A 25403-nucleotide genomic window follows, 5' to 3' on the forward strand; every position below is an offset into this window, starting at 1 on the left:
ATGAAACGCATTCCAGATCAAGGGGATTTAGAAAGAAGGGAATCTATGGCTAATATTAAAGACATTGCAGAAAAAGCCGGTGTCTCTGTTACAACGGTTTCCCGAGTCATAAACAATCATCCATACGTCAGTGAAGACAAACGAAAAAGAGTGTTTGAGGCAATGGAATCATTGGAGTACACGAGAAATATTCACGCTGTACATTTGTCGAAAGGATTTTCAAACATGATTGGTGTTGTCTTGCCGACGGTTAATCTGCCATATTTTGCAGAGCTGATTGCAGGAATAGCCGACGCAGCCGCGGAATCCGGGGTTCACCTCTCTTTATTCCAAACAAACTATGAGGTACAAAAAGAAATCTTTGCGCTGTCCCAATTAAAGCAGCGCCAGGTTGACGGCCTGATTTTTTGCTCAAAGGCGCTTGCTGATGAGAAACTCATGGAATGGGAGGGCCCGATTTTGCTTTGCCAGAATTCAGATAATGCCCGCTTCCCAACCATCAGCATTCCTCACCAAGAAGCATTTCGGAACGGCTTGGACTATTTAATTGCCAAAGGGCACAAAAAAATAGCCATCTGTTTGGCAAGAAAAAAAGGCATGAACAGCCATTTTCGAATCAAAGCCTATAAAGAGGCATTGGAAGAGATCGGTGAGGCATTTCGTGAAGGCTGGGTAGTTGAGAAAGCGATTACAATCAATGATGGGAAGGCGCTTTTTCATAAATGGAAAACGTGGAAGGAAAAGCCGACGGCTATTTTTGTTGCCAATGACCAAGTCTCAGCAGGGCTTTTTCTTGAAGCAAAGAACCAGCGGGTGTCAGTACCGGATGAGCTTGCAATCTTAAGCGTTGATAACCACGAAATCAGCCAAGCGCTTGGAATCACAACGATCGATATTCAGACAAGGGAAATGGGAAAGCAGGCATTTGCCATACTGGAAAAAAGAATTCAAGGGCAGCCGATTGAAAGGAAAGTTCTGGATTACCGTCTCATCGAAAGATCGACTGTTTAGTGAATGCATTGAAAAAAGGTTTGACGTGCATTCTGTTCGTTATGTACGATATGAGGTATTGAATGACAAAGGAGCTGAGGATCGTGAATGGGTCCTTCACAGTGAAAAAGGTACTGAATAATAACGTATTAATTGCTTCTCATCATAAATACAGCGAAGTCGTTTTAATCGGAAAAGGTATTGGTTTCGGAAAAAAACAAGATGATGTCATTGAAGATAAAGGCTACGATAAAATGTTCATTTTAAAAGACGAGAAGGAACAAAAGCAGTTTAAAAAGCTCCTTGACTATGTTGATGAAAAGCTCGTTGATATTTCAAACGATGTCATCTATCACATAAGCAATAGGACTAATCACTCATTAAATGAACATATTCACATTGCGTTGACAGACCATATCGCATTTGCGATCAAAAGGCAGCAGCAGGGATTTGATATGAAAAATCCATTTCTAATGGAGACTCAGTCACTATATCCTGAGGAGTACCAAATTGCCAAAGAAGTCATAGATATGATCAATGAAAAAGCGGGAATCTGCCTTCCGGAAGGGGAGATTGGTTTTATCGCTCTGCATATCCATTCAGCGTTGACAAACCGTCCGCTGTCCGAAGTCAATCAGCACTCTCAGCTCATGGCGCAGCTTGTCGAGGTGATTGAAGACTCATTTCAAATGAAAGTAAATAAGGAAAGTGTGAACTATTTGCGGCTGATCAGGCATATCAGATTTACAATAGAAAGAATTAAAAAAGAAGAACCGACTAAAGAACCAGAAAAATTAATGTTGTTATTGAAAAATGAATATCCGCTATGCTACAATACAGCTTGGAAATTGATTAAAATCTTGCAGCAAACATTGAAGAAACCAGTTCATGAGGCGGAAGCGGTTTATCTGACGCTTCATCTGTACCGATTAACCAATAAAATTTCATAAATTTAGTTTATCCTTATAACGTGTTACTGATTCGATCAGGCATGAGTGATTGAGGGAAAAAAACGGGAAGTTCATTCTCGTTCTTTTGCGCACCCAATTTTGCTCATGCCTTTTTGTTGTGTAAAAGGGCAAATGTAAACGGTTAAACTGGAAGACTTACGCCTGTGAATTCGTTGTCATGATTTTTAGCTGTAAGGTCAGACTAGTAAAAAGAGGAGGTCAATTCTTATGTTTAAAGCATTATTCGGCGTTCTTCAAAAAATTGGGCGTGCGCTTATGCTTCCAGTTGCGATCCTTCCGGCTGCGGGTATTTTGCTTGCGATCGGGAATGCGATGCAAAATAAGGACATGATTCAGGTCCTGCATTTCTTGAGCAATGACAATGTTCAGCTTGTAGCAGGTGTGATGGAAAGCGCTGGGCAGATTGTTTTCGATAACCTTCCGCTTCTTTTCGCAGTAGGTGTAGCCATCGGGCTTGCCAATGGTGATGGAGTTGCAGGGATTGCAGCAATTATCGGTTATCTTGTAATGAATGTATCCATGAGTGCGGTTCTTCTTGCAAACGGAACCATTCCTTCGGATTCAGTTGAAAGAGCCAAGTTCTTTACGGAAAACCATCCTGCATATGTAAACATGCTTGGTATACCTACCTTGGCGACAGGGGTGTTCGGCGGTATTATCGTCGGTGTGTTAGCTGCATTATTGTTTAACAGATTTTACACAATTGAACTGCCGCAATACCTTGGTTTCTTTGCGGGTAAACGTTTCGTTCCAATTGTTACGTCAATTTCTGCACTGATTCTGGGTCTTATTATGTTAGTGATCTGGCCTCCGATCCAGCATGGATTGAATGCCTTTTCAACAGGATTAGTGGAAGCGAATCCAACCCTTGCTGCATTTATCTTCGGGGTGATTGAACGTTCGCTTATCCCATTCGGATTGCACCACATTTTCTATTCGCCGTTCTGGTATGAATTCTTCAGCTATAAGAGTGCTGCAGGAGAAATCATCCGCGGGGATCAGCGTATCTTTATGGCGCAGATTAAAGACGGCGTACAGTTAACGGCAGGTACGTTCATGACAGGTAAATATCCATTTATGATGTTCGGTCTGCCTGCTGCGGCGCTTGCCATTTATCATGAAGCAAAACCGCAAAACAAAAAACTTGTTGCAGGTATTATGGGTTCAGCGGCCTTGACATCCTTCTTAACGGGGATCACAGAGCCATTGGAATTTTCTTTCTTATTCGTTGCTCCAGTCCTGTTTGCGATTCACTGTTTGTTTGCGGGACTTTCATTCATGGTCATGCAGCTGTTGAATGTTAAGATTGGTATGACATTCTCCGGTGGTTTAATTGACTACTTCCTATTCGGTATTTTACCGAACCGGACAGCATGGTGGCTAGTCATCCCTGTCGGCTTAGGGTTAGCGGTCATTTACTACTTCGGATTCCGATTTGCCATCCGCAAATTTAATCTGAAAACACCTGGACGCGAGGATGCTGCGGAAGAAACAGCAGCACCTGGGAAAACAGGTGAAGCAGGGGATCTTCCTTATGAGATTCTGCAGGCAATGGGTGACCAGGAAAACATCAAACACCTTGATGCTTGTATCACTCGTCTGCGTGTGACTGTAAACGATCAGAAAAAGGTTGATAAAGACCGTCTGAAACAGCTTGGCGCTTCCGGAGTGCTGGAAGTCGGCAACAACATTCAGGCTATTTTCGGACCGCGTTCTGACGGGTTAAAAACACAAATGCAAGACATTATTGCGGGACGCAAGCCTAGACCTGAACCGAAAACATCTGCTCAAGAGGAAGTAGGCCAGCAGGTTGAGGAAGTGATTGCAGAACCGCTGCAAAATGAAATCGGCGAGGAAGTTTTCGTTTCTCCGATTACTGGGGAAATTCACCCGATTACGGATGTTCCTGACCAAGTCTTCTCAGGAAAAATGATGGGTGACGGTTTTGCGATTCTCCCTTCTGAAGGAATTGTCGTATCACCGGTTCGCGGAAAAATTCTCAATGTGTTCCCGACGAAACATGCGATCGGCCTGCAATCCGACGGCGGAAGAGAAATTTTAATCCACTTTGGTATTGATACCGTCAGCCTGAAGGGCGAAGGATTTACGTCTTTCGTATCAGAAGGAGACCGCGTTGAGCCTGGACAAAAACTTCTTGAAGTTGATCTGGATGCAGTCAAACCGAATGTCCCATCTCTCATGACACCGATTGTATTTACAAACCTTGCTGAAGGAGAAACAGTCAGCATTAAAGCAAGCGGTTCAGTCAACAGAGAACAAGAAGATATTGTGAAGATTGAAAAATAAGGGTGTTAGTACGCCGTGCTTGTCAGATGACAAGTACGGTTGTATGATATAATATTGTGAAGTAATTAAGCTTTAAGTTAAAAGGAGAATGATAAAAATGGCACAAAAAACATTTAAAGTAACTGCAGATTCTGGAATCCATGCTCGTCCTGCGACAGTTCTTGTACAAACTGCTAGCAAATACGACGCTGACGTTAATTTAGAATATAACGGCAAAACAGTTAACCTTAAATCTATTATGGGTGTTATGTCTTTAGGTATCGCTAAAGGCGCTGAGATCACAATCTCTGCTTCCGGAGCTGACGAAAACGATGCTCTTAACGCTTTAGAAGAAACAATGAAAAGCGAAGGACTCGGCGAGTAATGCAAGAATTAAAAGGGATTGGTGCTTCAGCCGGCATCGCGATTGCAAAAGCATACCGGCTTGAAGAGCCAGATTTAACGGTTGAAAAGAAAAACATCTCTGATTCTGAAGCGGAAGTAAGCCGTTTTGATGAAGCGATTGCACGTTCAAAAGAAGAGCTCGAAAAAATCAAAGAGCACGCTTTGAAAGAACTGGGTCAGGATAAAGCTGATATTTTTTCTGCTCACCTTTTAGTTCTCAGTGACCCTGAGCTTCTGAACCCTGTGAAAGAAAAAATCAGCACTGATTCAGTGAACGCTGAATTCGCTTTAAAAGAAACGTCTTCTATGTTCGTTACCATGTTTGAATCTATGGACAACGAATATATGAAAGAGCGTGCGGCAGATATCCGCGATGTAACAAAACGCGTAACCGGCCACCTGCTTGGCGTCGAAATTCCAAACCCAAGCATGATCTCAGAAGAGGTTATTATTGTAGCTGAAGACTTAACACCGTCTGACACAGCTCAATTAAACCGTGAGTTCGTAAAAGGATTCACTACTGATATCGGCGGACGCACATCTCACTCTGCCATCATGGCACGTTCTCTTGAGATTCCAGCAGTTGTTGGAACGAAAGCGGCTACAGGCACGATCCAAAACGGCGTGACTGTTATCGTTGACGGTATCAATGGCGATGTCATTATTGACCCATCTGCGGAAACTGTAAAAGAGTATGAAGAAAAACATAATGCTTATTTGGCTCAAAAAGCTGAGTGGGCGAAGCTTGTCAATGAACCGACTGTCTCAAAAGATGGACATCATGTAGAGCTTGCAGCGAACATCGGTACTCCTGATGATGTAAAAGGTGTTCTTGAAAACGGCGGAGAAGCAGTTGGCCTTTACCGTACAGAATTCCTTTACATGGGAAGAGATCAGCTGCCTACAGAAGATGAGCAGTTTGATGCTTACAAAACGGTTCTTGAGCGTATGGAAGGAAAATCAGTCGTCGTGCGGACACTTGATATCGGCGGAGACAAAGAGCTTCCTTACCTGCAGCTTCCTAAAGAAATGAACCCGTTCCTGGGATATAGAGCGATTCGTCTTTGCCTTGAAGAGCAAGAAATCTTCAGAACACAGCTTCGCGCGCTGCTTCGTGCAAGTACATACGGAAACTTGAAAATCATGTTCCCTATGATTGCGACAGTTAACGAATTCAAAGAAGCAAAAGCGATCCTTCTTGAAGAGAAAGAAAAGCTCGTAAAAGCGGGACAGGCTGTATCTGACGATATTGAAGTCGGAATGATGGTTGAGATTCCGTCAACTGCAGTCATCGCTGATCAGTTTGCTAAAGAGGTTGATTTCTTCAGTATCGGAACAAACGATTTGATCCAATACACAATGGCAGCTGACCGTATGAATGAACGTGTATCTTACCTGTATCAGCCATACAACCCGGCAATCCTTCGCTTAATTACACTGGTAATTGAAGCAGCACACAAAGAAGGAAAATGGGTTGGCATGTGCGGAGAAATGGCAGGAGACGAGATTGCGATTCCAATCCTTCTCGGCTTAGGCTTAGATGAGTTCTCAATGAGCGCAACGTCTATTCTTCCGGCAAGAACACAGATCAGCAAATTGTCTAAACAAGAAGCTGAGTCATTCAAAGAGAAAATCTTATCTATGAGCACGACAGAAGAAGTTGTCGCGTTCGTAAAAGAAACATTCAAGTAATGTAAAAAAACCAGACGGCCTCCGGCCTGTCTGGTTTTTTTCATAAGTAAGGGCATAGAAGGACACAATAACATGGCTAGGAGGGATAGTATGTCAAACCAATTTAACGCAGGAGATACTGTTTATGTGATCTACAGAAATCCGCACGCTGCCAATGTAGCTCACATAAAGGAAGCCGAAATTGTGCACCATCCATACCATGAAGGCGAGCTTTCCCTGTTTATTTATGAAACCTATCATCCGTTCGCAGAGGACGATGCTGTGTTTGCAAGCTATGAAGAAGCTAAATCGCTTTACAAAGAACTCTTTGATATTGATCCGTATGAGTAACAAGGAAATCATTACAACTCATATCCTTTCCGCCTAGTGAGAAAAGTAACGTTAGTAAAGGAAAAGGATGTGGCATCATGCAGAACCCATTTGTTCCGCAGCTTGTATATATAGAACCGAGGGCACTGGAATATCCGCTAGGCCAAGAATTACAAGAAAAATTTGAGAATATGGGCATTGAAATCAGAGAAACAACATCCCACAATCAGGTGCGTAATATTCCTGGGAAAAATCATCTTCAGCAATATCGCAATGCGAAATCAACTTTAGTTATCGGTGTCCGGAAAACATTAAAGTTTGATTCATCCAAACCCTCGGCTGAATATGCCATTCCGTTTGCAACAGGCTGTATGGGGCATTGTCATTACTGCTACCTGCAAACAACCATGGGATCAAAGCCGTATATCAGAACTTATGTAAACGTCGAAGAGATTTTAGATCAGGCAGATAAGTATATGAAGGAGCGCGCACCAGAGTTCACAAGGTTCGAAGCATCATGTACGTCAGACATTGTAGGAATTGATCATCTGACACACACGCTGAAGCGCGCCATTGAACATTTTGGCCAAAGTGATCTCGGAAAGCTCCGATTTGTAACGAAATTTCATCATGTCGATCACCTATTAGACGCAAAGCATAACGGGAAAACGAGATTCAGATTCAGTATTAATGCCGACTATGTGATTAAAAACTTTGAGCCGGGAACTTCACCTCTTGATAAGCGGATAGAAGCGGCAGTAAAAGTTGCAAAAGCAGGCTACCCGTTAGGCTTTATTGTTGCTCCGATTTATATTCATGAAGGCTGGGAAGAAGGATACAGACATCTGTTTGAAAAGCTTGATGCTGCTTTGCCGCAGGATGTTAGACATGACATAACGTTTGAATTAATTCAACACCGTTTTACAAAACCGGCCAAACGAGTGATAGAGAAAAATTATCCGAAGACGAAGCTCGAATTAGATGAAGAAAAGCGCCGTTATAAATGGGGCCGTTACGGGATCGGAAAATATATTTACCAGAAAGATGAAGAGCATACACTTCGAGAAGCACTTGAATCCTATATTGATACCTTTTTCCCTAACGCGAAAATTGAATATTTCACTTAAACGGGCTGTTGTGATCAACAGCTCTCTTTTTATAAAAAGGATTTTTCCATTCCATCAAAACGCCGTAATTCAATGATGCTTTATCCTCCAAATAATTGCTGACTACACGAATAGGTGAACGCCCGCAACGGAGGAGAAAGGACAGCACAGGGTCGTTTTTCCTGCCTTCCATCACATCTTCAACGTACTGAAAAGCGCTGATCTCGTGTGCGTATTTATGATATAAAGGAATGCGGCCGCCGCCGAGAAGGCGTTCCAGTCTTTTATCAACAGTCAGCTCATACATCGTATTCATCAGCCATTTTCCGATTCCAAGCTTTCGATAATGAGGAGAAACAGAAATATCCACTACATATAAAGTATTTCCATGAGGTTCATGATTTTTAATCGATCCGTTGTCAGTTGCTTGTGCCCATGTATGATCAGGAGAATCAGGCTCAAATTGTACAATAAGAGCAGTCATGGAACCGATAATTCTGCCATTGATGAGCGCGCATAAAGCGCCTTCCGGAAAGGTTTTGATATGGCTGGCAAGCTGGTCCTCTGACCACAGCAATTCCTGGGGAAACGGAGGAGGGAAACATTCTTCTTGAAGAGAAATCAGCCTCTCGATGTCAGTCTCAGTGTAGTTTCTGATGGTCAGAGCCTCAAATTTTCTGCCGTCATGCACATACATTTGTTTTAGTATGATCATCACTCTCCTTATGTTGTTTCATTATAACGAAGATTGAATTTTCAGTAAATATATTCCGATTTTCTTATAATTTATTTTTTGATTATTCATTTTTCAAACGAAAGGGCCGATATAGAAATTAGGAGGGGATTGGTTTGTTTAAAAAACTTCACATAAAGATTGCTGTTTTTGTTTCGATTATGTTAATCATCACAGTTGTTCTTTTAATGCTGTCTTCTTATTTGACGCTAAAACCGATGATTACAGAGGATGGGAAAAATACAACTCAAAACGTGACGCAGTCACTTGAACAAAATATTGAATTGCAATTAAAGAGTTATGCCATTTCGTTATCAAGATTGGCTAATGGGGAATTAACGCATACATTTGTAACGAAACCAAGTAAAGAAGCTTCTCGGCTGTTTCACGATGACATTAAGCAAATCAAAGATAACGATGATTATGTTGCGATGGCTTACATAGGCACCGCAAAAAAAGAAATGTTTACATATCCAAAAGCGGATTTCGCTGAGGATTACGATCCAACATCAAGACCATGGTATAAGCTTGCAGCTGAAACCCCGGATCAAGTTGTTTGGACGGAACCTTATAAAGATGTCGTGACAGGAGACATGATTGTTACTGCATCGAAAGCGATCTTAGACGGGCAAAAAGTGATAGGGGTTGCCAGCTATGACTTGAAACTCTCTGCTATCCAGAGTATGGTCAATAAACAAAAGGTGCCTTACAAAGGATTTGCCTTTTTAGCTGATGCGAGCGGCAATCTTTTAGCCCATCCGTCAAATCAAGGAAAAAATATATCAAAGGATCAAACACTGCAAACCATCGCATCCGAGAAAAAAGGGATACAAGATGTGAATGGGAAAATGGTTGTGTACCAAACGATTGGCGAGACAGGCTGGAAGGTCGGAACGCAATTTGATACCGATCAATTAATGTGGATTTCAGATAAAATGAATCGGGCAAATCTTTGGATATCATTGATTGCGCTTATCATAACAATTATTCTCAGCTACTTCCTGGCCAAAACGATAACCGGTCCGATACAGCAGCTGATCGTAAAAACGAAAGCTGTTTCCGCAGGCGATTTAACAGTGCGCGCGGAATCAAAATCTAAGGATGAAGTCGGTATTTTAACAAGAGATTTCAATCTGATGGTTGAAAATATGAAGGAAATGGTTGAGCAAGTGAGACTCTCTTCAGGGAAAGTATCTGACACCTCTGAACAACTAACGGCTGTCGCTGCCGAAACTAATGAAACAAGCGGACAAATTGCAAAAGCGATTGAAGAAGTAGCCGCAGGGGCATCGGAACAGGCTTCTGAAGTTGAAACCATTAATGAAAAATCGGAAAGCCTGTCAACGAAAATCAGGCAAATCGCTGAGGAGGCAGGCGGAATTAAAGAACGCTCAAAATCGTCCGAGGATGCAAGCTATAAAGGACTTGACGCGCTCGGCCAGCTGCTGATGAAATCAAACGAAGCCAATATGGAAACGAAAAAGGTTGAAACGATGCTGCTGGATTTGGAAAATCAAACTAAGAATATTGAAGAAGTCGTTACAGCGATTTCAAACATATCTGATCAAACCAACTTGCTTGCCTTAAATGCCAGTATTGAGGCAGCCAGAGCCGGAGAAAGCGGGCGCGGTTTTGCCGTCGTAGCCGATGAAGTGCGGAAGTTAGCTGAGCAATCAGCCCTTTCTACAAAGCATATCAGCGAGACTGTGAAGCTTATCCAGCATGAGACAAAAGAGGCCTCTCACGCGATGGTTGAGGCAAGCAGAATGAATGATGAACAAAACAGTGCCATTCACGAAACTGGAGAGGTATTAAATACGATAACTGCAGAAATGCAGTCACTGGTACAAGGTATTGATCACATTTACGCGGAAATTCAAAGAATGAGTGAAGAACAGCTTGCGATTTCTGAAGCTATTCAAAGCATTTCAGCCATATCACAGGAATCAGCTGCCGCTGCTGAGGAAGTAAACGCATCAACCGATGAACAGCTTGTCACCCTTGATAAAGTCAAACACTCAACGGAAACACTAAAACATGCAAGCCAAGAGCTTATGAATACAATTGCAAAATTCACATTGTAATCCAATTACATCCCCAAACATCATTTGTTTTGGGGATTTTTTATTTTAAGAGTCTATTCTATGATGTATGGTTATGGTAGTCTAGAAAATGAAGGAAAAATGATAAATTTTAGCTAAAATCTAAACGAAACATCTGGGAGGAATGACCTTGAAAAAAACAATTGGTTTTATCGGTCTTGGAGTAATGGGAAAGAGCATGGCATCACATATTCTGAATGACGGCCACCCTGTTTTGGTGTACACCCGGACAAAAGAAAAAGCAGAAAGCATACTTCAAAAAGGCGCGATCTGGAAAGATACGGTCAAAGATCTTTCGAAAGAAGCGGATGTTATCATCACAATGGTCGGCTATCCCAGTGATGTTGAAGAAGTGTATTTCGGAAGCAATGGAATTATTGAAAACGCAAAAGAAGGCGCATATCTTATTGATATGACGACATCTAAGCCTTCGCTTGCGAAGAAGATTGCTGAAGCGGCCAAAGAAAAAGCATTGTTCGCTTTAGACGCTCCTGTTTCCGGTGGAGACATCGGTGCACAAAACGGAACACTCGCGATTATGGTCGGTGGAGAAAAAGAAGCTTTTGAAGCCTGCATGCCGATTTTCTCTTTAATGGGAGAGAATATTCAGTATCAAGGACCGGCTGGAAGCGGACAGCATACCAAGATGTGCAATCAGATTGCAATTGCAGCCGGTATGATCGGTGTTGCTGAAGCGATGGCTTATGCCCAAAAATCAGGCCTAGAGCCAGAAAATGTTCTAAAAAGCATCACAACGGGCGCAGCCGGAAGCTGGTCATTGTCAAATCTTGCTCCCCGTATGCTGCAAGGCAACTTTGAACCGGGATTTTATGTGAAGCATTTTATTAAGGATATGGGAATTGCACTAGAGGAAGCAGGATTAATGGGGGAAGAAATGCCAGGCTTGTCGCTCGCAAAATCTTTATATGACAAGCTAGCTGCTCAAGGTGAAGAAAACAGCGGAACACAGAGTATCTATAAGCTTTGGGTGAAATAAAAAAAGATTGCCTGTACGAAACAGGCAATCTTTTTTTATTATTTTCCGATGAATTGTTGTGTCCAGATGCTTCCAGACTCAACGTAACCAACACCGATGTGAGTAAAGTTAGGGTTTAGAATGTTTTTTCTGTGTCCTTCACTGTTCATCCAAGCTTTTACTACTTCTTCTGGTGTCTTTTGGCCCTTCGCAATGTTTTCACCTGCTGTTTTGTAGCTGATTCCGAAAGATTTCATCATATCAAACGGTGAGCCGTATGTTGGGCTTTGGTGATCAAAGTAGTTTTTGTCTTTCATATCCTGAGATTTTGCGCGTGCAGATTTGCTTAACGTTTCATCAATTTGAAGCGGTTTTAAGCCTTGTTTTTGTCTTTCTGCATTTGTAAGTTCAACAACTTTTTTCTCATATGCACTTACAGATGAAGGTGCAGACGTTGTTGTATTTGTTTTTTCAGCAGTTGCGGGTGCTTTAGAAGCAGTGTTTTGATCAGCAGCTGCTTTTTCAGTAGTCTTTTGTGCAGGTTTTGCCGTTTCTGTCTTTTGAACATCCTGAACTTTCACGTTAGATTGCTTCGCATGTTTTTGAAGAAGCTGCTTCATCTCTTTTTCGTTTGCAGCGTTTAACGTTTTGATATTTGTGTTAATATGCAGTTTTTTCACTGCATCGTTAAGTGACATGTTTTGTACTGTGTTCCCCGTTTTTACTGTAACCACAGGCTGGCAGGAGAGTTCTTTCGCTGATGCTTGCTGTACGCCCCCGAATGTGAATAATCCAACCGCAGCGGCAGCAGATAAAATAAATGCTTTCTTCATTAGTTCGTAACCTCCTAGAGTTGTTTGTTTCTACAGAAAAATCATAACATAGCTTTTTTGTCATAAAGGTTCCAGCGCTTTCCTTTGACAAATAGAGATTGTCATTTTCGTAAAGTAAATCCGTTGAATCACTAAGAATAAGGGAATCAGCGGTATATATGATTTTATCGTACCGTTACATATCTTCCTTTTTTTTGAACTATTAGTTATATTTTAATGTGTTTTTATATTGACAGCTTTTTTTACTCCTTTTCGCTGTAACAACTATTACAAAGGTGTTACAATTAATCTCAGTATATGTAAATATATTGAATGATTTGAGAGGGGTAACCAGAAGTGACTGAAATAGGACGTGAACCAAAGAAAAAGAGCAAAGGAAACAGAGCAATCAGAATGAACCTTTTTTTCCTAGCTGTCTTTGTTCTATTCACTGCATTAATTTTTAAGCTCGGGGTTGTTCAAATTGTTGAAGGCGAACAGCATGAAGAAGACGCTGAGAAATCAAATGCAAAAACAGCTTACTATCCTGCGCCTCGCGGGAAGATGTACGACAGAAACCAGAAAGTTGCTGTCGACAACCAGAGCGTTCCAGAAATTGTGTATGTATCAACATCTAGCACAAAAACAGAAGATAAAATCAAAACAGCGAAGCGGCTTGCTTCTTTCATTCATATTGATACCGAATTTTTGAAGGAAAGGGATCTTCGTGATTACTGGATCGCAGCTCATCCGAAAAAAGCCGCCGCTCTGCTTAAGGAATCAGAAAGCAATCTGAAAGGAGACCAAGCTTACAAGCTTCAAATAGAGCGTGTTCCGGATCAAGAATTAAAGGCTATTCAGCAAGATGACGAAGAAATGGAAACTGCTGCGATATATACAAGGTTTTCAAGCGGAAATGCTTACGAACCTCAAATCGTAAAGGCAATGAATCCAAATAAGAGCAATAGCAATGGAAAAAACGGAGCGCTGCTTGATGAGAAGAAAAACTCCTCGCAAAGACCAAAAAATGACTTAACATATGATGAAATTTCCATTGTTTCTGAGCATTTAGAAGAACTTCCGGGAATCGATATCGTAAACGATTGGACACGAAAATATCCTTATGACAAAACCCTTTATTCTGTTTTCGGGGGCGTCACGACACCTGATCAGGGCCTGCTGAGCGACCGGAAAGATTTCTACTTAACAAGAGGCTATGCGAATAATGACAGGGTGGGAAAAAGTTATTTAGAGTATCAATATGAAGAATATTTAAATTCGCATAAAGAAAAAGTGGAATACGTAGAAGATAATAAAGGAAATGTCGTCAGCCAAAAAACCATTGATAAGGGCAGCAGGGGATACGATCTTCAGCTTTCTTTTGACATGGAGCTTCAGGCAAAGGTAGAAAAGATCATTGAAGAAGAAGTAAGAAACAGCCGTGCACGCGGAAATTACATGCTTGACAGAGCCTTTACCGTAATGATGGACCCGAATAACGGCGATATTTTATCAATGGCAGGGAAAAAGATAGATTTAAAAACCAACAAAATTGAAGATTATGCGATAGGGGCATTTACCACCCAATATGAAATGGGATCAGCAGTAAAGGGGGCCACCGTGCTAGCCGGCTATCAGGACGGGATCCCGCATTATAAATATTTTGTTGACATGCCACTGTATTTTGCAGGAAACGGTAATAAGCCTAAGAAGTCCTATATGAATATGGGAACTATTAATGAATTAACGGCATTGCAAAAAAGCTCAAACGTATACATGTTTAATGTCGCCATGCACATTGCCGGTGTCACATACAAGCCGCATGGACCTCTTCCTGCTGACCAGAAGGATTTAAACAAAATGAGAAATTACTACAGCCAATTTGGCCTGGGAGTAAAGACAGGTATCGATCTGCCGCAGGAATCAGCCGGTATGCAAACTACACCTGATGCGGTAGGAGGGTTAATTTTAGACTTGGCCATTGGACAATACGATACATATACACCGCTTCAAATGGCTCAGTACATCTCATCAATTGCCAATGGGGGGTACCGCATTCAGCCAAGAATTGTTACAAGTGTTCATGAGCCCAGCAAAAAAGAAGGCCTTGGGAAGACCATTGAACAAAGAAAGCCAAACATTCTCAACAAAATTAACAACTCAGAAAGTGACATTCAGCAGGTGAAGACTGGAATGAAGCTAGTTACCACTTCGGGAACAGCTAGAAATACATTTGCAGAGGATGTTTCCGGAAAAACAGGAACTGCTCAAACATTTTATTACGGAACAAATCGTAATTGGTGGGGAAAAAGCACGTACAATCTAACATTTGTCGGCTATTATCCGTCAAAAAATCCAAAAGTGGCTTTCAGTGTTGTTGTTCCTTCTGTAGCGAACGACCACGACCCGATCAACAAACTCATTGCCAAAAGAGCTATCCACGCCTACGCAGAGCTCGAAAAAAAACACAGTAAAAAATAAAAAACAGGGTGCACAACTAAAAGATTGTGTGCCCTTTCTTTTATTCAAAAATTGACGTTCACCATAAGAATAGAAGGAGAATACTCATTTTCTAGCGAATCATACTAGGTAAAAGTCAATCTGTATATGTCGAAACACGATGATCATGCAAAGGAGGGATTCTGTGGAACAGGATACGCAGCATGTTAAACCACTTCAAACAAAAACCGATATTCATGCAGTCTTGGCCTCTAATGGACGCATCATTTATATATCTGCCAACTCCAAACTGCATTTGGGCTATCTCCAAGGAGAGATGATCGGATCATTCCTCAAAACGTTTCTGCATGAGGAAGACCAATTTTTGGTTGAAAGCTATTTTTATAATGAACATCATCTGATGCCGTGCACCTTTCGTTTTATTAAAAAAGATCATACGATTGTGTGGGTGGAGGCTGCGGTAGAAATTGTTACGACAAGAGCTGAGCGGACAGAACGGGAAATCATTTTGAAAATGAAGGTTCTTGAAGAAGAAACAGGCCATCAATCCCTAAACTGCGAAAAACATGAAATCGAACCTGCAAGCCCGGAATCGACTACATATATAACGGATGATTATGAACGGTTGGTTGAAAATCTCCCGAGTCCGCTATGCATCAGTGTCAAAGGCAAGATCGTCTATGTAAACAGCGCGATGCTCTCAATGCTGGGAGCCAAAAGCAAGGATGCTATTATTGGTAAATGGTCCTATGAATTTATTGAAGAAGAATATCATGATATCGTGAAAAACAGGATTATACGAATGCAAAAAGGAATGGAAGTCGGAATGATTGAACAGACGTGGAAAAGGCTTGATGGCACACCTGTTCATTTAGAAGTGAAAGCATCCCCGACCGTCTACAAAAACCAGCAAGCTGAGCTGCTGCTGCTGATCGATATCTCTTCAAGGAAAAAATTCCAAACCATCCTGCAAAAAAGCCGTGAACGATATCAGCTGCTGATTCAAAATTCCATTGATACCATTGCGGTGATTCACAATGGAAAATGGGTATTTATGAATGAGTCTGGAATTTCCCTGTTTGAAGCGGCTACATATGAGGATTTAATTGGCAAAAACATATACGATCAGCTGCATCCTTGCGATCACGAGGATGTAAAAGAGAGAATCCAAAACATTGCCGAGCAAAAAACAGAATCTGAAATTGTCAAGCAATCCTGGTTCACCTTTCAGAACAGGGTCATCTATACGGAGATGGTCTGCATTCCAACGACCTTTTTTGGTGAAGCGGCCGTCCAGGTCATTCTTCGGGACATCTCAGAGAGAAAACAAACAGAAGAATTGATGCTGAAATCGGAAAAATTATCAATCGCAGGGCAGCTCGCGGCGGGAATCGCCCATGAGATCCGCAACCCTCTTACAGCGATCAAAGGATTTTTACAGCTGATGAAACCGACAATGGAAGGCAACGAACATTACTTTGATATTGTGTTTTCTGAACTCAGCCGTATCGAATTAATACTCAGTGAACTGCTCATGCTGGCGAAACCTCAGCAAAATGCTGTCAAAGAATATTTGAACTTGAAAAAATTAATTGGTGAGGTTTCAGCCCTGTTAGAAACGCAGGCGAATTTAAATGGCATTTTTATCAGAACAAGTTATGAAAAAGACAGCATTTATATAAACGGGGATCAAAACCAATTAAAGCAGGTATTCATTAATTTAATCAAAAATGCAGTTGAATCAATGCCTGATGGGGGAACAGTAGACATTATCATAACCGAAGATGAGCATTCTGTTCATGTTACTGTCAAAGACGAAGGGGAAGGTATACCTGAAAAGGTACTAAACCGGATTGGAGAACCATTTTTAACAACAAAAGAAAAAGGTACGGGGCTTGGATTAATGGTGACATTTAATATCATTGAAAACCATCAGGGAGTTATACATGTGGACAGCCATCCTGAAAAAGGCACAGCGTTTAAAATTTCATTTCCAAAAAAATAAAACAACGGCTTAAACGCCGTTGTTTATCGTCTGCATGGCTTCACGTTTTTTTAATACAAATAATTCTAAACGGTCCAGGCCTTCTCTCAGCGTGTCCAGCGAGTACGCAAAAGACAATCTTACATATCCTTCACCATATGTTGAGAACGAGCTGCCCGGCACGAGTGCCACACCAGCGTCTTCCAAAAGAGCCATACTAAAATCAAATGAAGTCATTCCAAATGATTTAATAGAAGGGAAGATATAAAACGCACCGGACGGTTTAACTACGTCAAGTCCCATGGAAACAAGACGGTCATAAACATAGTCCAGACGTTTTTTGTATTGTTCTCTCATAATCAATGCATCGTCAAAGCCGTTTGTGACAGCTTCAAGCGCGGCTTTTTGAGAAATGGATGAGGCGCACGACACATTGTATTGATGAACCTTTAAAATGTGCTTTGCAATGTCTTTCGGTGCAAATAAAAATCCAATTCTCCAACCGGTCATGCTGTGTGACTTTGACAAGCCGTTAATGACAATTGTTTGATCCCGCAAATGGTTTGCGATGGAGTAATGCGGTCTGTCATATGTTAATTCACTGTATATTTCATCGGACAATACGAAGACATTTCTGCCTTTTAAAAGGGCTGCGATGCTTTTCAGTTCTTCTTCAGATAAAGTCACGCCGGTAGGGTTTGACGGATAAGGAAGCACGACACACTTGGTGTTGGGTGTCAGAGCATCTTCAATCAGCCGGGCGGTAAGCTTAAAGCCGTGTGACGTAGTATCAACAATGACAGGCTTGGCCCCGCACAAATTGATAATAGGTTCATAGCCCGGATAAATAGGCCCTGGCATAATGACTTCATCACCGGGAGATAAAATCGTCCGGAATGCAGCATCAAGGGCTTGGCTTGCGCCTGTTGTGATGATAATTTCTGATTCAGCATCATAGTTGAAATCCGCTTTTTTCTTCATATAAAGCTGCACAGCTTGTCTCAGCTCCAGGTAGCCGGCATTCGGAGTATATGACGTCACGTTTTCATCAATGGCTTTTTTTGCGGCAGCTTTCACATGATGCGGTGTGAAAAAATCAGGCTGGCCGATTGTAAGTGAAATGACGTCTTCGTGTTGGGCTACAAGATTCGAGAATTTGCGTATTCCTGAAATTTCGATCTCTCTTGCTTTCGGATTCAGCAAATGTTCCATAATTCATCACCTTAACAAATATAATGAGTTTATCCTATTTTACCACTAGCTGATCATTTGTCACCTTTTTAACTGATATATTTCGATTGTATGCGCCTTTTTTCTAAACATACCTTTCTTTTCAGAAAAAAAGAAGACAACCAGCGATTTGATTGTCTTTATTGTATCATGTTCTATTATTGTTTATATGTGCCAATTTCATTAATAGCCATAATCAAAATGAAGGTCTTCGTGCCAAATCAGATACGGAGGATGCTCTTCTTGAAGGTCAGCTGATTCTTTCTTCATATTCAGGTAAGTTTCTTCACTGATATCCTCTAAAACAGTCATTTCGTTTTCTTTAAATATTACTAAGGTACCCATTATTTACACCCTTCTTTGGAAAAATCCTTGACTATTTTATCACTGTTAGTTGGAAAGTCAATGGTTATTAGGAAAAAAGTTTCTTTTTTGAGGAACGCGGCTTGTTGCCTTCGGAATTCGATTTTGAAGAGCTGCCATTCACTTTTTACAAATTACGCCGATATATACAGTACAATACTGAATGCGAATAGCGAGGGATTGAATTGTCGTTACAACAATACGAAATTTTATTGGATTCTGGTACAAATGAATTAGAAATTGTGAAGTTTGGCGTGGGTGAAAATGCTTTCGGAATTAACGTCATGAAGGTAAGAGAAATTATTCAGCCTGTCGAGGTGACATCAGTGCCTCACTCCCATCAGCATGTAGAAGGAATGATTAAACTCAGAGGAGAAATCCTCCCTGTGATCAGTCTCTTCTCATTTTTTGGAGTAGAGCCTGAAGGATCAAAAGATGAGAAATATATCGTGACTGAATTTAATAAACGGAAAATTGTTTTTCATGTCGGCTCTGTTTCTCAAATTCACAGAGTATCCTGGGAAGCGATTGAAAAGCCGACATCGTTAAATCAAGGAATGGAGCGGCACCTTACCGGGATTATTAAGCTCGAAGACCTGATGATCTTTTTGCCTGACTATGAAAAAATTATTTATGACATTGAATCAGATTCAGGTGTTGACACGTATAATATGCATACCGAGGGCTTCGATGAAAGAAGAACTGATAAAAAGCTAATCATTGTAGAGGACTCACCGCTTTTGATGCGCCTCTTGCAGGATGAACTAAAAGAAGCAGGGTACAATAATATCGCTTCGTTTGAAAATGGAAAAGAGGCATATGAATACATTATGAACCTTGCTGAAAACGAAACTGATTTATCAGAACAGATTGATATGATCATCACTGATATTGAAATGCCAAAAATGGACGGACACAGGCTCACAAAGCTGCTGAAGGAAAATCCGAAAAGCTCAGATGTGCCGGTTATGATTTTCTCATCGTTAATTACGGATGATCTGCGTCACCGCGGCGAAGTTGTAGGCGCAGATGAGCAAATCAGCAAGCCTGAGATCAGTGATTTGATTAAAAAAGTGGATACGTATGTTATTGAATAAATAAAAACAGCCGTTGCCAGAAAGAGGCACGGCTGTTTTTATTTTAAAAGTAACTCTCGCCAAGTTTTTTAAAGACCGGTTTATGGTAAGCTGGCTGCTGGCGATTTGGCACTAGCGGCTTTTCTTTCATGCCGACATATTCTTGCAATAGGTGTTTCGCTTTTGTTAAAGACATTTGAGCTTTAGGATTTCGGTACGATTGATTAAGTGTACCTAAATGCGGAAGATGTTCGAAGTCTTCTTTAGTTGGAGGCATGTGAAAATAGTAGTCTCCGATTGAGATAAGCACGTCCGATTGCTGTTGGCTGAACCTTGGATTTTTTGAAAAATGAAGCCCTATTTTCTTTCCTTTACCTTCTTTGACAAGCTTTTGCAAAGCCCGTTTTTTCAGCAGATATAGGTATTTAGGGTTGGGGGCGGTTTTTGCATGGCGGTTCACAGTGTAAACTGCTTTTGAAAGATTTTCTACGGTTGGCTGCAGATCTTTCGTATATGCATGGTCGTCCATTATTTCTCTCCTTTGCTCTTATCAATTTCTATATGTTTAGATTATACTTTTTTAAAGTTGAAATGCAAATATTGAATGTAAAAATGCGCTTTTTTCTAAGAAAAAAAGCGCATTTTTAACCTGCATTATACAGATCTTGCCTTCTTTTTCGGCTGTTCTTGAAATGCTTCCTGAACATTCACTTCCACAGCCTGGGCACTGTATTTTGGCAGTGCAATAAAATAAAAAATAAAAACGATCAGGATGATAACACCCATGCCGTAATAAAGATAATCAATGTTTGAAACGAACTTAGGGAATAACAGCGCAACTAAGCCGAGTGTCAAAGACTGTGCAAACATCATAAAAGGGTCCTGCATGCCGCTTACACGTCCCATCAGTTTTGGATGAACAATTTTGGGCATCCAGCCTCCGATTGCAATGTTGATCGGTCCGATGCACATTCCCAGTGCAAAAGCTGCCGCGTAATACACCCATAAAATATTGGTGTAGCCGAGGACGAAGATCAGCAAACCTGCAATGAAAATCGGTATCGACATTAAAAAGTGCGGCTTCACTTTTTTAGAGATGATCGTGCCGATTACGCTGCCTGCCAGCAGCCCAAACCCGAGTGCGATCGTAAATACAGACGTATGCCACTCATAACGGTCAGGCGCCAATCCATATTTCATTGTAAACATCGGCAATACGGCGAATCCTCCATTGACAAATCCAAAAATAAAGAAGCCAAAAATAAGAGATGCCAGCAATTTGTTTTTTAAAATATAGAGGATGCCTTCTCTAAAGTCATTTATTGAATCCTTAACAGAAGTCTTTCTCCAGCTGAATGCACCGTTTGGCTGTCGGGCTTCTTTTGGAATCCGGCAGCTGCGGATGAGCAGCCCGGAAATGATAAAGCTGACAAAATCAAGAATAATGGCGCCTTCAATACCGATGGTGTTGTACATAAATGCGCCTATACCGACTCCAAACACCATAAAAATGCTAAAAAGCATCTGATTAAGCCCTGCCGCTTTCGCATAATGCTCCTTCGGCAGAATGGCTTGTACCAAACTGTTTTCTGCCGGAAAGAAAAACTTTGTTACAGCGCTTCTGATAAATAAGATACAAAAAACAAGAGGAATATTGCCGGTAAATAAAGTGAAAAAAAGCACGACAGTCAGGCCTGCTCTGATCCAATCACAATTTTCTGCCACCTTTTTTCTGTCAAACCGGTCCGCGACGACTCCCACGATCAGAAATACAAATATGGTCGGAAGAGAATACATCAGCTCCGCCAAGGTCGTATATGAAGGCTGGCTACTGAATCGGTCCAGCAAAAAAAAAGCAAAGGCCATGTTGCCTACTGTCGTGCCCATTTGAGAAGCGAGTGCTGCGAAAAATAGACGAACAAAATTACGATTTTTAAATATATCCATAAAAACGCTCCTTACCCTAAAGGTCCCACTTTATCATATTATAAACCGCCTGTTTTTGAAACAAATAAGAAAACATTACCGGTTAATCGTGACTCTCGTTCCGTTTGGCACAATTGAAGCAAGTTCGATCACGTCTTTGTTATGCATGCGAATGCAGCCTTTAGAAACAGCCTTACCAATCGAAGCGGGATTATTCGTCCCATGTATTCCGTAGTGCTGCTTTGAAAGGCTCAGCCAATAAGCGCCAAATGGGCCGCCGGGATTGCGCTGGCGGTTAATAATGTAAAACTCGCCAGTAGGCGTTTGCGTTAGTATTTTACCAACGGCGATGGGATAGGTTTTCATTACCCGATTATTTAGGAACAGCGTAAGGGTCTTCGCTCCGATTGAGACTGCGATATGATACGGAATTGTATAAGGGTCCGGCAGTCCGGGGATGACTATGGACTGTCCTGCGGTGAGCCCTGCCTGCAGTGACGGATTAGCCTGGAGTAATGCAGCCGTGCTGATTCTGAAATCAGCCGCGATGCTGTTCAGTGTATCACCTTGCTTCACCTGGTACGTAAGCAGTTTCCTCATCCTCCTTTTTTACTTATAAGTATTGATGAGGAGCCCATCCTGCTACATTAATTTGTGCTTTTTAAGGTGAAGACAGTGATTTCAGGCTTGGCCAGAAACCGCAAAGGCAGCCTGGTCATCCCGAGGCCTCGGTTTACGTAAATATGAGTGCTGCCCGTTTGATACATTCCCTCTGTGTAGACTTTTCCATATGGAGGCGTAATAATCGGTCCGTAAAAAGGCAGCTGAATCTGGCCGCCGTGTGTATGGCCGGAAAGCTGAAGGTTCACGGGATAATCTGTTGTTTTCAAGGCCGCATCAGGTTCATGGACGAGAAGAATGGAAAAAAGTCTGTCGCTCAGCCTTGAAAGGGTGCCTTCATAATCTGGGTTTCCCAGCATTAAGTCATCAAGCGAAGCAATCTCGATTTTGCTGCCATCTGCGAGTGACAATGTTTGATAGCCATTGCGATATACCGTGAAACCTCCGGCCGTCATCAGGCTTTTGTAAACGGCAGTTCCATAGCCTCCGTGATCATGATTGCCGTAAATACAAAGCTTGCCGAAGGGAGCATTAAGCTTTCTCAATAATGGAATGACTGCCTGGTGGTGCTGGTACGTATCAGGATTATCGATAATATCACCTGTAAAAACAATGAGATCAGGTTTAGATTCATTAATTGTAAGAATGACAGTTTTTAAATCTTCGAGAGTAAAGTAATCACTCAAGTGTGCATCGCTGAACTGCACGATTTTAAAACCGTCAAATCCGTGCGGGATGAGAGAGCTTTTTATTGTGTGTTCGGTTGTCTCGATCATATGCGGCTCGAGATACCTGGCATAGCCATATCCCCCGCCGGCCGTTAAAGCCCCGGCAGCAAGAGCGCCGAACATTCCTTTTAGAAATTGTCTTCTGGACATCTTTTTCATTTCAAACCAACCTTTAATAGAGTTTTTCTATTATATCATCTGTATCTGATAAAAATCTCATATGAGCATGTGCTGACAGAGGCAGGGATATAATGATAGAATATTATTGAATGAATACTCATTCATAATAGGAGGGATAAACATGGAAAAAAAGGCGGTAATTATTACCGGCGGGTCAAGCGGCATGGGAAAAGCGATGGCAAAAAAACAGGCTGAATTAGGGTGGCACGTTATGGTGACAGGGAGGAACCATGAGGCACTTGAGGAAACAAAAAAAGAAATTCAGACCTTTGAGGGACAGGTCGCTTGTTTTCAAATGGATGTCCGTTCCGATTCCGCCGCTTCAGACATGATTAAAGAAGCGGTAAAAGCCTTTGGCCGGCTTGACGCGCTGATTAACAACGCGGCCGGAAACTTTATTTGTCCGGCAGAAAAGCTGACGCCCAATGGATGGAAAGCCGTTATTGAGATTGTTTTAAACGGCACATTTTTTTGCAGCCAAGCAGCGGCAAGGCATTGGATTGACCAGAAGCAGCAGGGTGTCATTTTAAATATGGCAGCCACGTACGCTTGGGGAGCGGGAGCGGGGGTCGTTCATTCCGCTGCAGCCAAAGCGGGGGTATTGTCATTGACAAGAACGCTGGCCGTTGAATGGGGGAGCAAATACGGCATTCGTACAAACGCGATAGCCCCCGGACCGATTGAACGAACAGGCGGTGCGGAGAAGCTATTTGAATCGGAAAAAGCGATGGCCCGCACGATGAACAGTGTGCCGCTCGGCCGATTGGGCACTCCGGAGGAAATCGCCGCTTTGGCAGCGTTTTTGCTTTCTGATGAAGCATCCTATATAAACGGGGATTGTATCACAATGGACGGGGGGCAATGGCTGAATCCTTATCCGTTTTAAAGAATATTAATCTTTGGATTCAATGTGGTATAATCAGACAAAGATAGAGAAGCAGGTGATAACATGTTGGATCCACTTGATATTTTAACGAACATTGATGATGTCCTTCCATATTACCAGGCGATTTTTAGTGCCGAGGAGCAGAAGGTTGTCGGATATGAGGTGCTTGGACGAATTTTGGCAGATTCAGAAATCCAAAGTCTCGGGCCCTTCTTTTTAGATGCGGGGATACCCGAAGAATATAAACTAGAGGTTGATAACAGAATTATCCGCCAGGCTCTTGACCGCTTTTTAGAGGCGGATTCTGATCTGCTGATTTTTATGAATCAGGATGCCAATCTGCTGATGCTGGATCATGGTGAAAGCTTTCTGGAGCTTCTGAAAGAATATGAAGCGAAGGGAATCGAACTCCACCGTTTTGTTCTTGAAATTACAGAGCACAATTTTGAAGGGGATATTGAGCAGCTCTACCATATGCTTGCATACTATCGTACATACGGAATTAAAATCGCAGTTGACAACATCGGAAAAGAAAGCAGCAACTTGGACAGAATCGCGCTGCTCTCACCAGATCTGTTAAAAATCGATTTGCAGGCGCTGAAAGTGTCACAGCCGTCACCGTCATATGAGCATGTGCTGTACAGCATATCTTTATTAGCAAGAAAAATCGGTGCGGCGCTATTGTATGAAGACATTGAGGCGAACTTCCAGCTACAGTACGCCTGGAGAAACGGAGGCCGCTATTTTCAGGGCTATTACTTAGTGTCTCCATCTGAAACGTTTCTAGAGAGAGATGTATTGAAACAAAGACTTAAAACTGAATTTCACCAATTTATCACACATGAGAAAAAGAAACTGGAGACCGTCTATGAGCACTCTGAACAGTTTTACAAACGAGTGCATCAGGCTGTGACCTCTTTGAGAAAAAACAATCTGTCTTCTGATGATGACTTTATTAAAAAGCTGGCGGAAGAGCTGACAGATTGCAGCTTCAGGATTTACATGTGTGATGAAGAAGGCGATCAGCTGACGGGAAATGTGTTTAAGCAAGATGGAGAATGGATTTATCAGCCGGAATATGCGGAAAAGAACTGGAGCTGGCGCCCTTATTTTCTGGAGAACATTATGAGAATGAGAAATCTCAGAAAAGGTTTTTTCAGTGATCTGTACAGTGATTTGGAAACAGGTGAAATGATCAGAACGTTTTCATATCCGATGGATGATCAGATGTATTTATTTATAGACTTGCCTTATTCTTATTTATATGAGCAGGACGGACTGATTTAACGGCTGAAAGGCCGTTTTTTTTTATGAATTGAAAAAAATATCAAAAAACGATTGACATTGATACTGAGAATCATTATCATTTAATTATAGAGAGAAGCTACTCTCTGTTCCCCAACCCCTCTATCAGATCAAGATCCGAAAAAACTTGGCGCTACCCCCGCCAAGTTTTTTATTTGTCAAAGCATAGGACAATCCAATGAAACAATAAACCTAACTAGTGGTAAACGTTTAACACGGGGAGAAACATTCAGTGCCGAACACCCCTGACACTGCTGCACGG

22 protein-coding genes are annotated in these 25403 nt (G+C 41.8%); 14 read left to right on the forward strand and 8 right to left on the reverse strand.

Annotated elements, in window-relative coordinates; all coding sequences use genetic code 11:
• Positions 1–45 precede the first annotated feature (45 nt).
• From NSU05_RS07395 to splB, 7 genes are all read left to right on the forward strand, one after another.
• A complete protein-coding gene (locus NSU05_RS07395) occupies positions 46–1011 on the forward strand; it encodes a LacI family DNA-binding transcriptional regulator (protein ID WP_033884224.1) in 966 nt (321 codons plus the stop codon).
• Positions 1012–1073: 62 nt separating this feature from the next.
• Positions 1074–1940 carry a ptsGHI operon transcription antiterminator GlcT gene (gene glcT / locus NSU05_RS07400; protein WP_003218635.1) on the forward strand — a complete coding sequence of 289 codons (867 nt, stop codon included), beginning with the start codon at positions 1074–1076 and terminating at the stop codon, positions 1938–1940.
• Positions 1941–2168: 228 nt separating this feature from the next.
• Complete coding sequence (gene ptsG / locus NSU05_RS07405; RefSeq protein WP_003244661.1) at positions 2169–4268, forward strand: PTS glucose transporter subunit IIABC; 2100 nt, start codon at positions 2169–2171, stop codon at positions 4266–4268.
• A 97-nt stretch (positions 4269–4365) separates the two neighbouring features.
• Positions 4366–4632, forward strand: coding sequence for a phosphocarrier protein HPr (locus tag NSU05_RS07410; protein WP_003154654.1), 267 nt, complete (start codon positions 4366–4368; stop codon positions 4630–4632).
• Complete coding sequence (ptsP, locus tag NSU05_RS07415) at positions 4632–6344, forward strand: phosphoenolpyruvate--protein phosphotransferase (RefSeq protein WP_003218638.1); 1713 nt, start codon at positions 4632–4634, stop codon at positions 6342–6344. Before NSU05_RS07410 ends, ptsP begins: the two co-directional genes overlap by 1 nt.
• A gap of 90 nt (positions 6345–6434) precedes the next feature.
• A complete protein-coding gene (splA, locus tag NSU05_RS07420; RefSeq protein ID WP_003218644.1) occupies positions 6435–6674 on the forward strand; it encodes a splAB operon transcriptional regulator SplA in 240 nt (79 codons plus the stop codon).
• Positions 6675–6751: 77 nt separating this feature from the next.
• Positions 6752–7780 carry a spore photoproduct lyase gene (splB, locus tag NSU05_RS07425; RefSeq protein ID WP_021479398.1) on the forward strand — a complete coding sequence of 343 codons (1029 nt, stop codon included), beginning with the start codon at positions 6752–6754 and terminating at the stop codon, positions 7778–7780.
• Here splB and NSU05_RS07430 read toward each other — a convergent pair.
• Entirely contained in the window at positions 7773–8474 is a 702-nt protein-coding gene (locus NSU05_RS07430; protein WP_038428889.1) for a GNAT family N-acetyltransferase, read from the reverse strand. The two genes, splB and NSU05_RS07430, sit on opposite strands and share 8 nt — an antisense overlap.
• Before the next feature lie 134 nt (positions 8475–8608).
• Here NSU05_RS07430 and mcpC point away from each other — a divergent pair, with 134 nt between their 5' ends.
• A complete protein-coding gene (gene mcpC, locus NSU05_RS07435; RefSeq protein ID WP_038428890.1) occupies positions 8609–10576 on the forward strand; it encodes a methyl-accepting chemotaxis protein McpC in 1968 nt (655 codons plus the stop codon).
• A 148-nt stretch (positions 10577–10724) separates the two neighbouring features.
• The gene (locus tag NSU05_RS07440) at positions 10725–11591 is read left to right on the forward strand and encodes an NAD(P)-dependent oxidoreductase (RefSeq protein WP_038428891.1); all 867 of its coding nucleotides are present in this window, start codon (positions 10725–10727) and stop codon (positions 11589–11591) included.
• A 38-nt stretch (positions 11592–11629) separates the two neighbouring features.
• On the opposite strand, the gene NSU05_RS07445 is transcribed toward NSU05_RS07440, so the two are convergent.
• A complete protein-coding gene (locus tag NSU05_RS07445) occupies positions 11630–12403 on the reverse strand; it encodes a CAP domain-containing protein (RefSeq protein WP_003244693.1) in 774 nt (257 codons plus the stop codon).
• Positions 12404–12739: 336 nt separating this feature from the next.
• Between NSU05_RS07445 and NSU05_RS07450 the strand changes: the two genes are divergently transcribed.
• Positions 12740–14863, forward strand: coding sequence for a penicillin-binding protein 2 (locus NSU05_RS07450; RefSeq protein WP_038428892.1), 2124 nt, complete (start codon positions 12740–12742; stop codon positions 14861–14863).
• A 163-nt stretch (positions 14864–15026) separates the two neighbouring features.
• On the forward strand, positions 15027–16847 hold the full coding sequence (gene kinA, locus NSU05_RS07455; protein ID WP_015252197.1) for a sporulation histidine kinase KinA: 1821 nt from the start codon (positions 15027–15029) through the stop codon (positions 16845–16847).
• A 9-nt stretch (positions 16848–16856) separates the two neighbouring features.
• Here the strand turns inward: kinA and NSU05_RS07460 are convergent, their stop codons facing one another.
• Together NSU05_RS07460 and NSU05_RS07465 are read right to left on the reverse strand one after the other, a co-directional pair.
• Positions 16857–18038 (reverse strand): aminotransferase A, encoded by a 1182-nt coding sequence (locus NSU05_RS07460; RefSeq protein WP_038428893.1) that lies wholly within the window; start codon positions 18036–18038, stop codon positions 16857–16859.
• A gap of 201 nt (positions 18039–18239) precedes the next feature.
• Positions 18240–18401: a hypothetical protein gene (locus NSU05_RS07465; protein ID WP_003245246.1), complete on the reverse strand. Its 162-nt coding sequence runs from the start codon at positions 18399–18401 to the stop codon at positions 18240–18242.
• Between the two features lie 203 nt (positions 18402–18604).
• On the opposite strand from NSU05_RS07465, the gene cheV reads away from it, so the two are divergent.
• Positions 18605–19516 (forward strand): chemotaxis protein CheV, encoded by a 912-nt coding sequence (cheV, locus tag NSU05_RS07470; RefSeq protein WP_014476655.1) that lies wholly within the window; start codon positions 18605–18607, stop codon positions 19514–19516.
• A gap of 43 nt (positions 19517–19559) precedes the next feature.
• Here the strand turns inward: cheV and NSU05_RS07475 are convergent, their stop codons facing one another.
• The 4 genes from NSU05_RS07475 to NSU05_RS07490 form a co-directional block, all read right to left on the reverse strand.
• Positions 19560–20024 (reverse strand): YkyB family protein, encoded by a 465-nt coding sequence (locus NSU05_RS07475; protein WP_003232406.1) that lies wholly within the window; start codon positions 20022–20024, stop codon positions 19560–19562.
• Positions 20025–20149: 125 nt separating this feature from the next.
• Positions 20150–21442, reverse strand: a complete 1293-nt coding sequence (locus NSU05_RS07480) for an MFS transporter (protein WP_015252195.1) — start codon at positions 21440–21442, stop codon at positions 20150–20152.
• Between the two features lie 75 nt (positions 21443–21517).
• The gene (locus NSU05_RS07485) at positions 21518–22012 is read right to left on the reverse strand and encodes a L,D-transpeptidase family protein (protein ID WP_072174092.1); all 495 of its coding nucleotides are present in this window, start codon (positions 22010–22012) and stop codon (positions 21518–21520) included.
• Between the two features lie 56 nt (positions 22013–22068).
• A complete protein-coding gene (locus tag NSU05_RS07490; protein ID WP_003232400.1) occupies positions 22069–22929 on the reverse strand; it encodes a metallophosphoesterase in 861 nt (286 codons plus the stop codon).
• A gap of 142 nt (positions 22930–23071) precedes the next feature.
• Between NSU05_RS07490 and fadH the strand changes: the two genes are divergently transcribed.
• Both fadH and NSU05_RS07500 read left to right on the forward strand, forming a co-directional pair.
• On the forward strand, positions 23072–23836 hold the full coding sequence (fadH, locus tag NSU05_RS07495) for a 2,4-dienoyl-CoA reductase (protein ID WP_003232398.1): 765 nt from the start codon (positions 23072–23074) through the stop codon (positions 23834–23836).
• Between the two features lie 63 nt (positions 23837–23899).
• Positions 23900–25123 carry an EAL-associated domain-containing protein gene (locus tag NSU05_RS07500; protein ID WP_003232391.1) on the forward strand — a complete coding sequence of 408 codons (1224 nt, stop codon included), beginning with the start codon at positions 23900–23902 and terminating at the stop codon, positions 25121–25123.
• Positions 25124–25403: the final 280 nt, after the last annotated feature.

It is taken from the genome of Bacillus sp. EU52, from assembly GCF_037964975.1.
In the GTDB taxonomy this organism is placed as follows: domain Bacteria; phylum Bacillota; class Bacilli; order Bacillales; family Bacillaceae; genus Bacillus; species Bacillus subtilis.

Excerpts from the sequence above, each read along its gene's own strand:
- NSU05_RS07395 (WP_033884224.1), top strand. The coding sequence starts at position 46 with ATGGCTAATATTAAAGACATTGCAGAAAAAGCCGGTGTCTCTGTTACA.
- glcT (WP_003218635.1), top strand. The coding sequence starts at position 1,074 with ATGACAAAGGAGCTGAGGATCGTGAATGGGTCCTTCACAGTGAAAAAG.
- ptsG (WP_003244661.1), top strand. The coding sequence starts at position 2,169 with ATGTTTAAAGCATTATTCGGCGTTCTTCAAAAAATTGGGCGTGCGCTT.
- NSU05_RS07410 (WP_003154654.1), top strand. The coding sequence starts at position 4,366 with ATGGCACAAAAAACATTTAAAGTAACTGCAGATTCTGGAATCCATGCT.
- ptsP (WP_003218638.1), top strand. The coding sequence starts at position 4,632 with ATGCAAGAATTAAAAGGGATTGGTGCTTCAGCCGGCATCGCGATTGCA.
- splA (WP_003218644.1), top strand. The coding sequence starts at position 6,435 with ATGTCAAACCAATTTAACGCAGGAGATACTGTTTATGTGATCTACAGA.
- splB (WP_021479398.1), top strand. The coding sequence starts at position 6,752 with ATGCAGAACCCATTTGTTCCGCAGCTTGTATATATAGAACCGAGGGCA.
- NSU05_RS07430 (WP_038428889.1), bottom strand. The coding sequence starts at position 8,474 with ATGATCATACTAAAACAAATGTATGTGCATGACGGCAGAAAATTTGAG.
- NSU05_RS07445 (WP_003244693.1), bottom strand. The coding sequence starts at position 12,403 with ATGAAGAAAGCATTTATTTTATCTGCTGCCGCTGCGGTTGGATTATTC.
- NSU05_RS07460 (WP_038428893.1), bottom strand. The coding sequence starts at position 18,038 with ATGGAACATTTGCTGAATCCGAAAGCAAGAGAGATCGAAATTTCAGGA.
- NSU05_RS07465 (WP_003245246.1), bottom strand. The coding sequence starts at position 18,401 with ATGGGTACCTTAGTAATATTTAAAGAAAACGAAATGACTGTTTTAGAG.
- NSU05_RS07475 (WP_003232406.1), bottom strand. The coding sequence starts at position 20,024 with ATGGACGACCATGCATATACGAAAGATCTGCAGCCAACCGTAGAAAAT.
- NSU05_RS07480 (WP_015252195.1), bottom strand. The coding sequence starts at position 21,442 with ATGGATATATTTAAAAATCGTAATTTTGTTCGTCTATTTTTCGCAGCA.
- NSU05_RS07490 (WP_003232400.1), bottom strand. The coding sequence starts at position 22,929 with ATGAAAAAGATGTCCAGAAGACAATTTCTAAAAGGAATGTTCGGCGCT.
- fadH (WP_003232398.1), top strand. The coding sequence starts at position 23,072 with ATGGAAAAAAAGGCGGTAATTATTACCGGCGGGTCAAGCGGCATGGGA.
- NSU05_RS07500 (WP_003232391.1), top strand. The coding sequence starts at position 23,900 with ATGTTGGATCCACTTGATATTTTAACGAACATTGATGATGTCCTTCCA.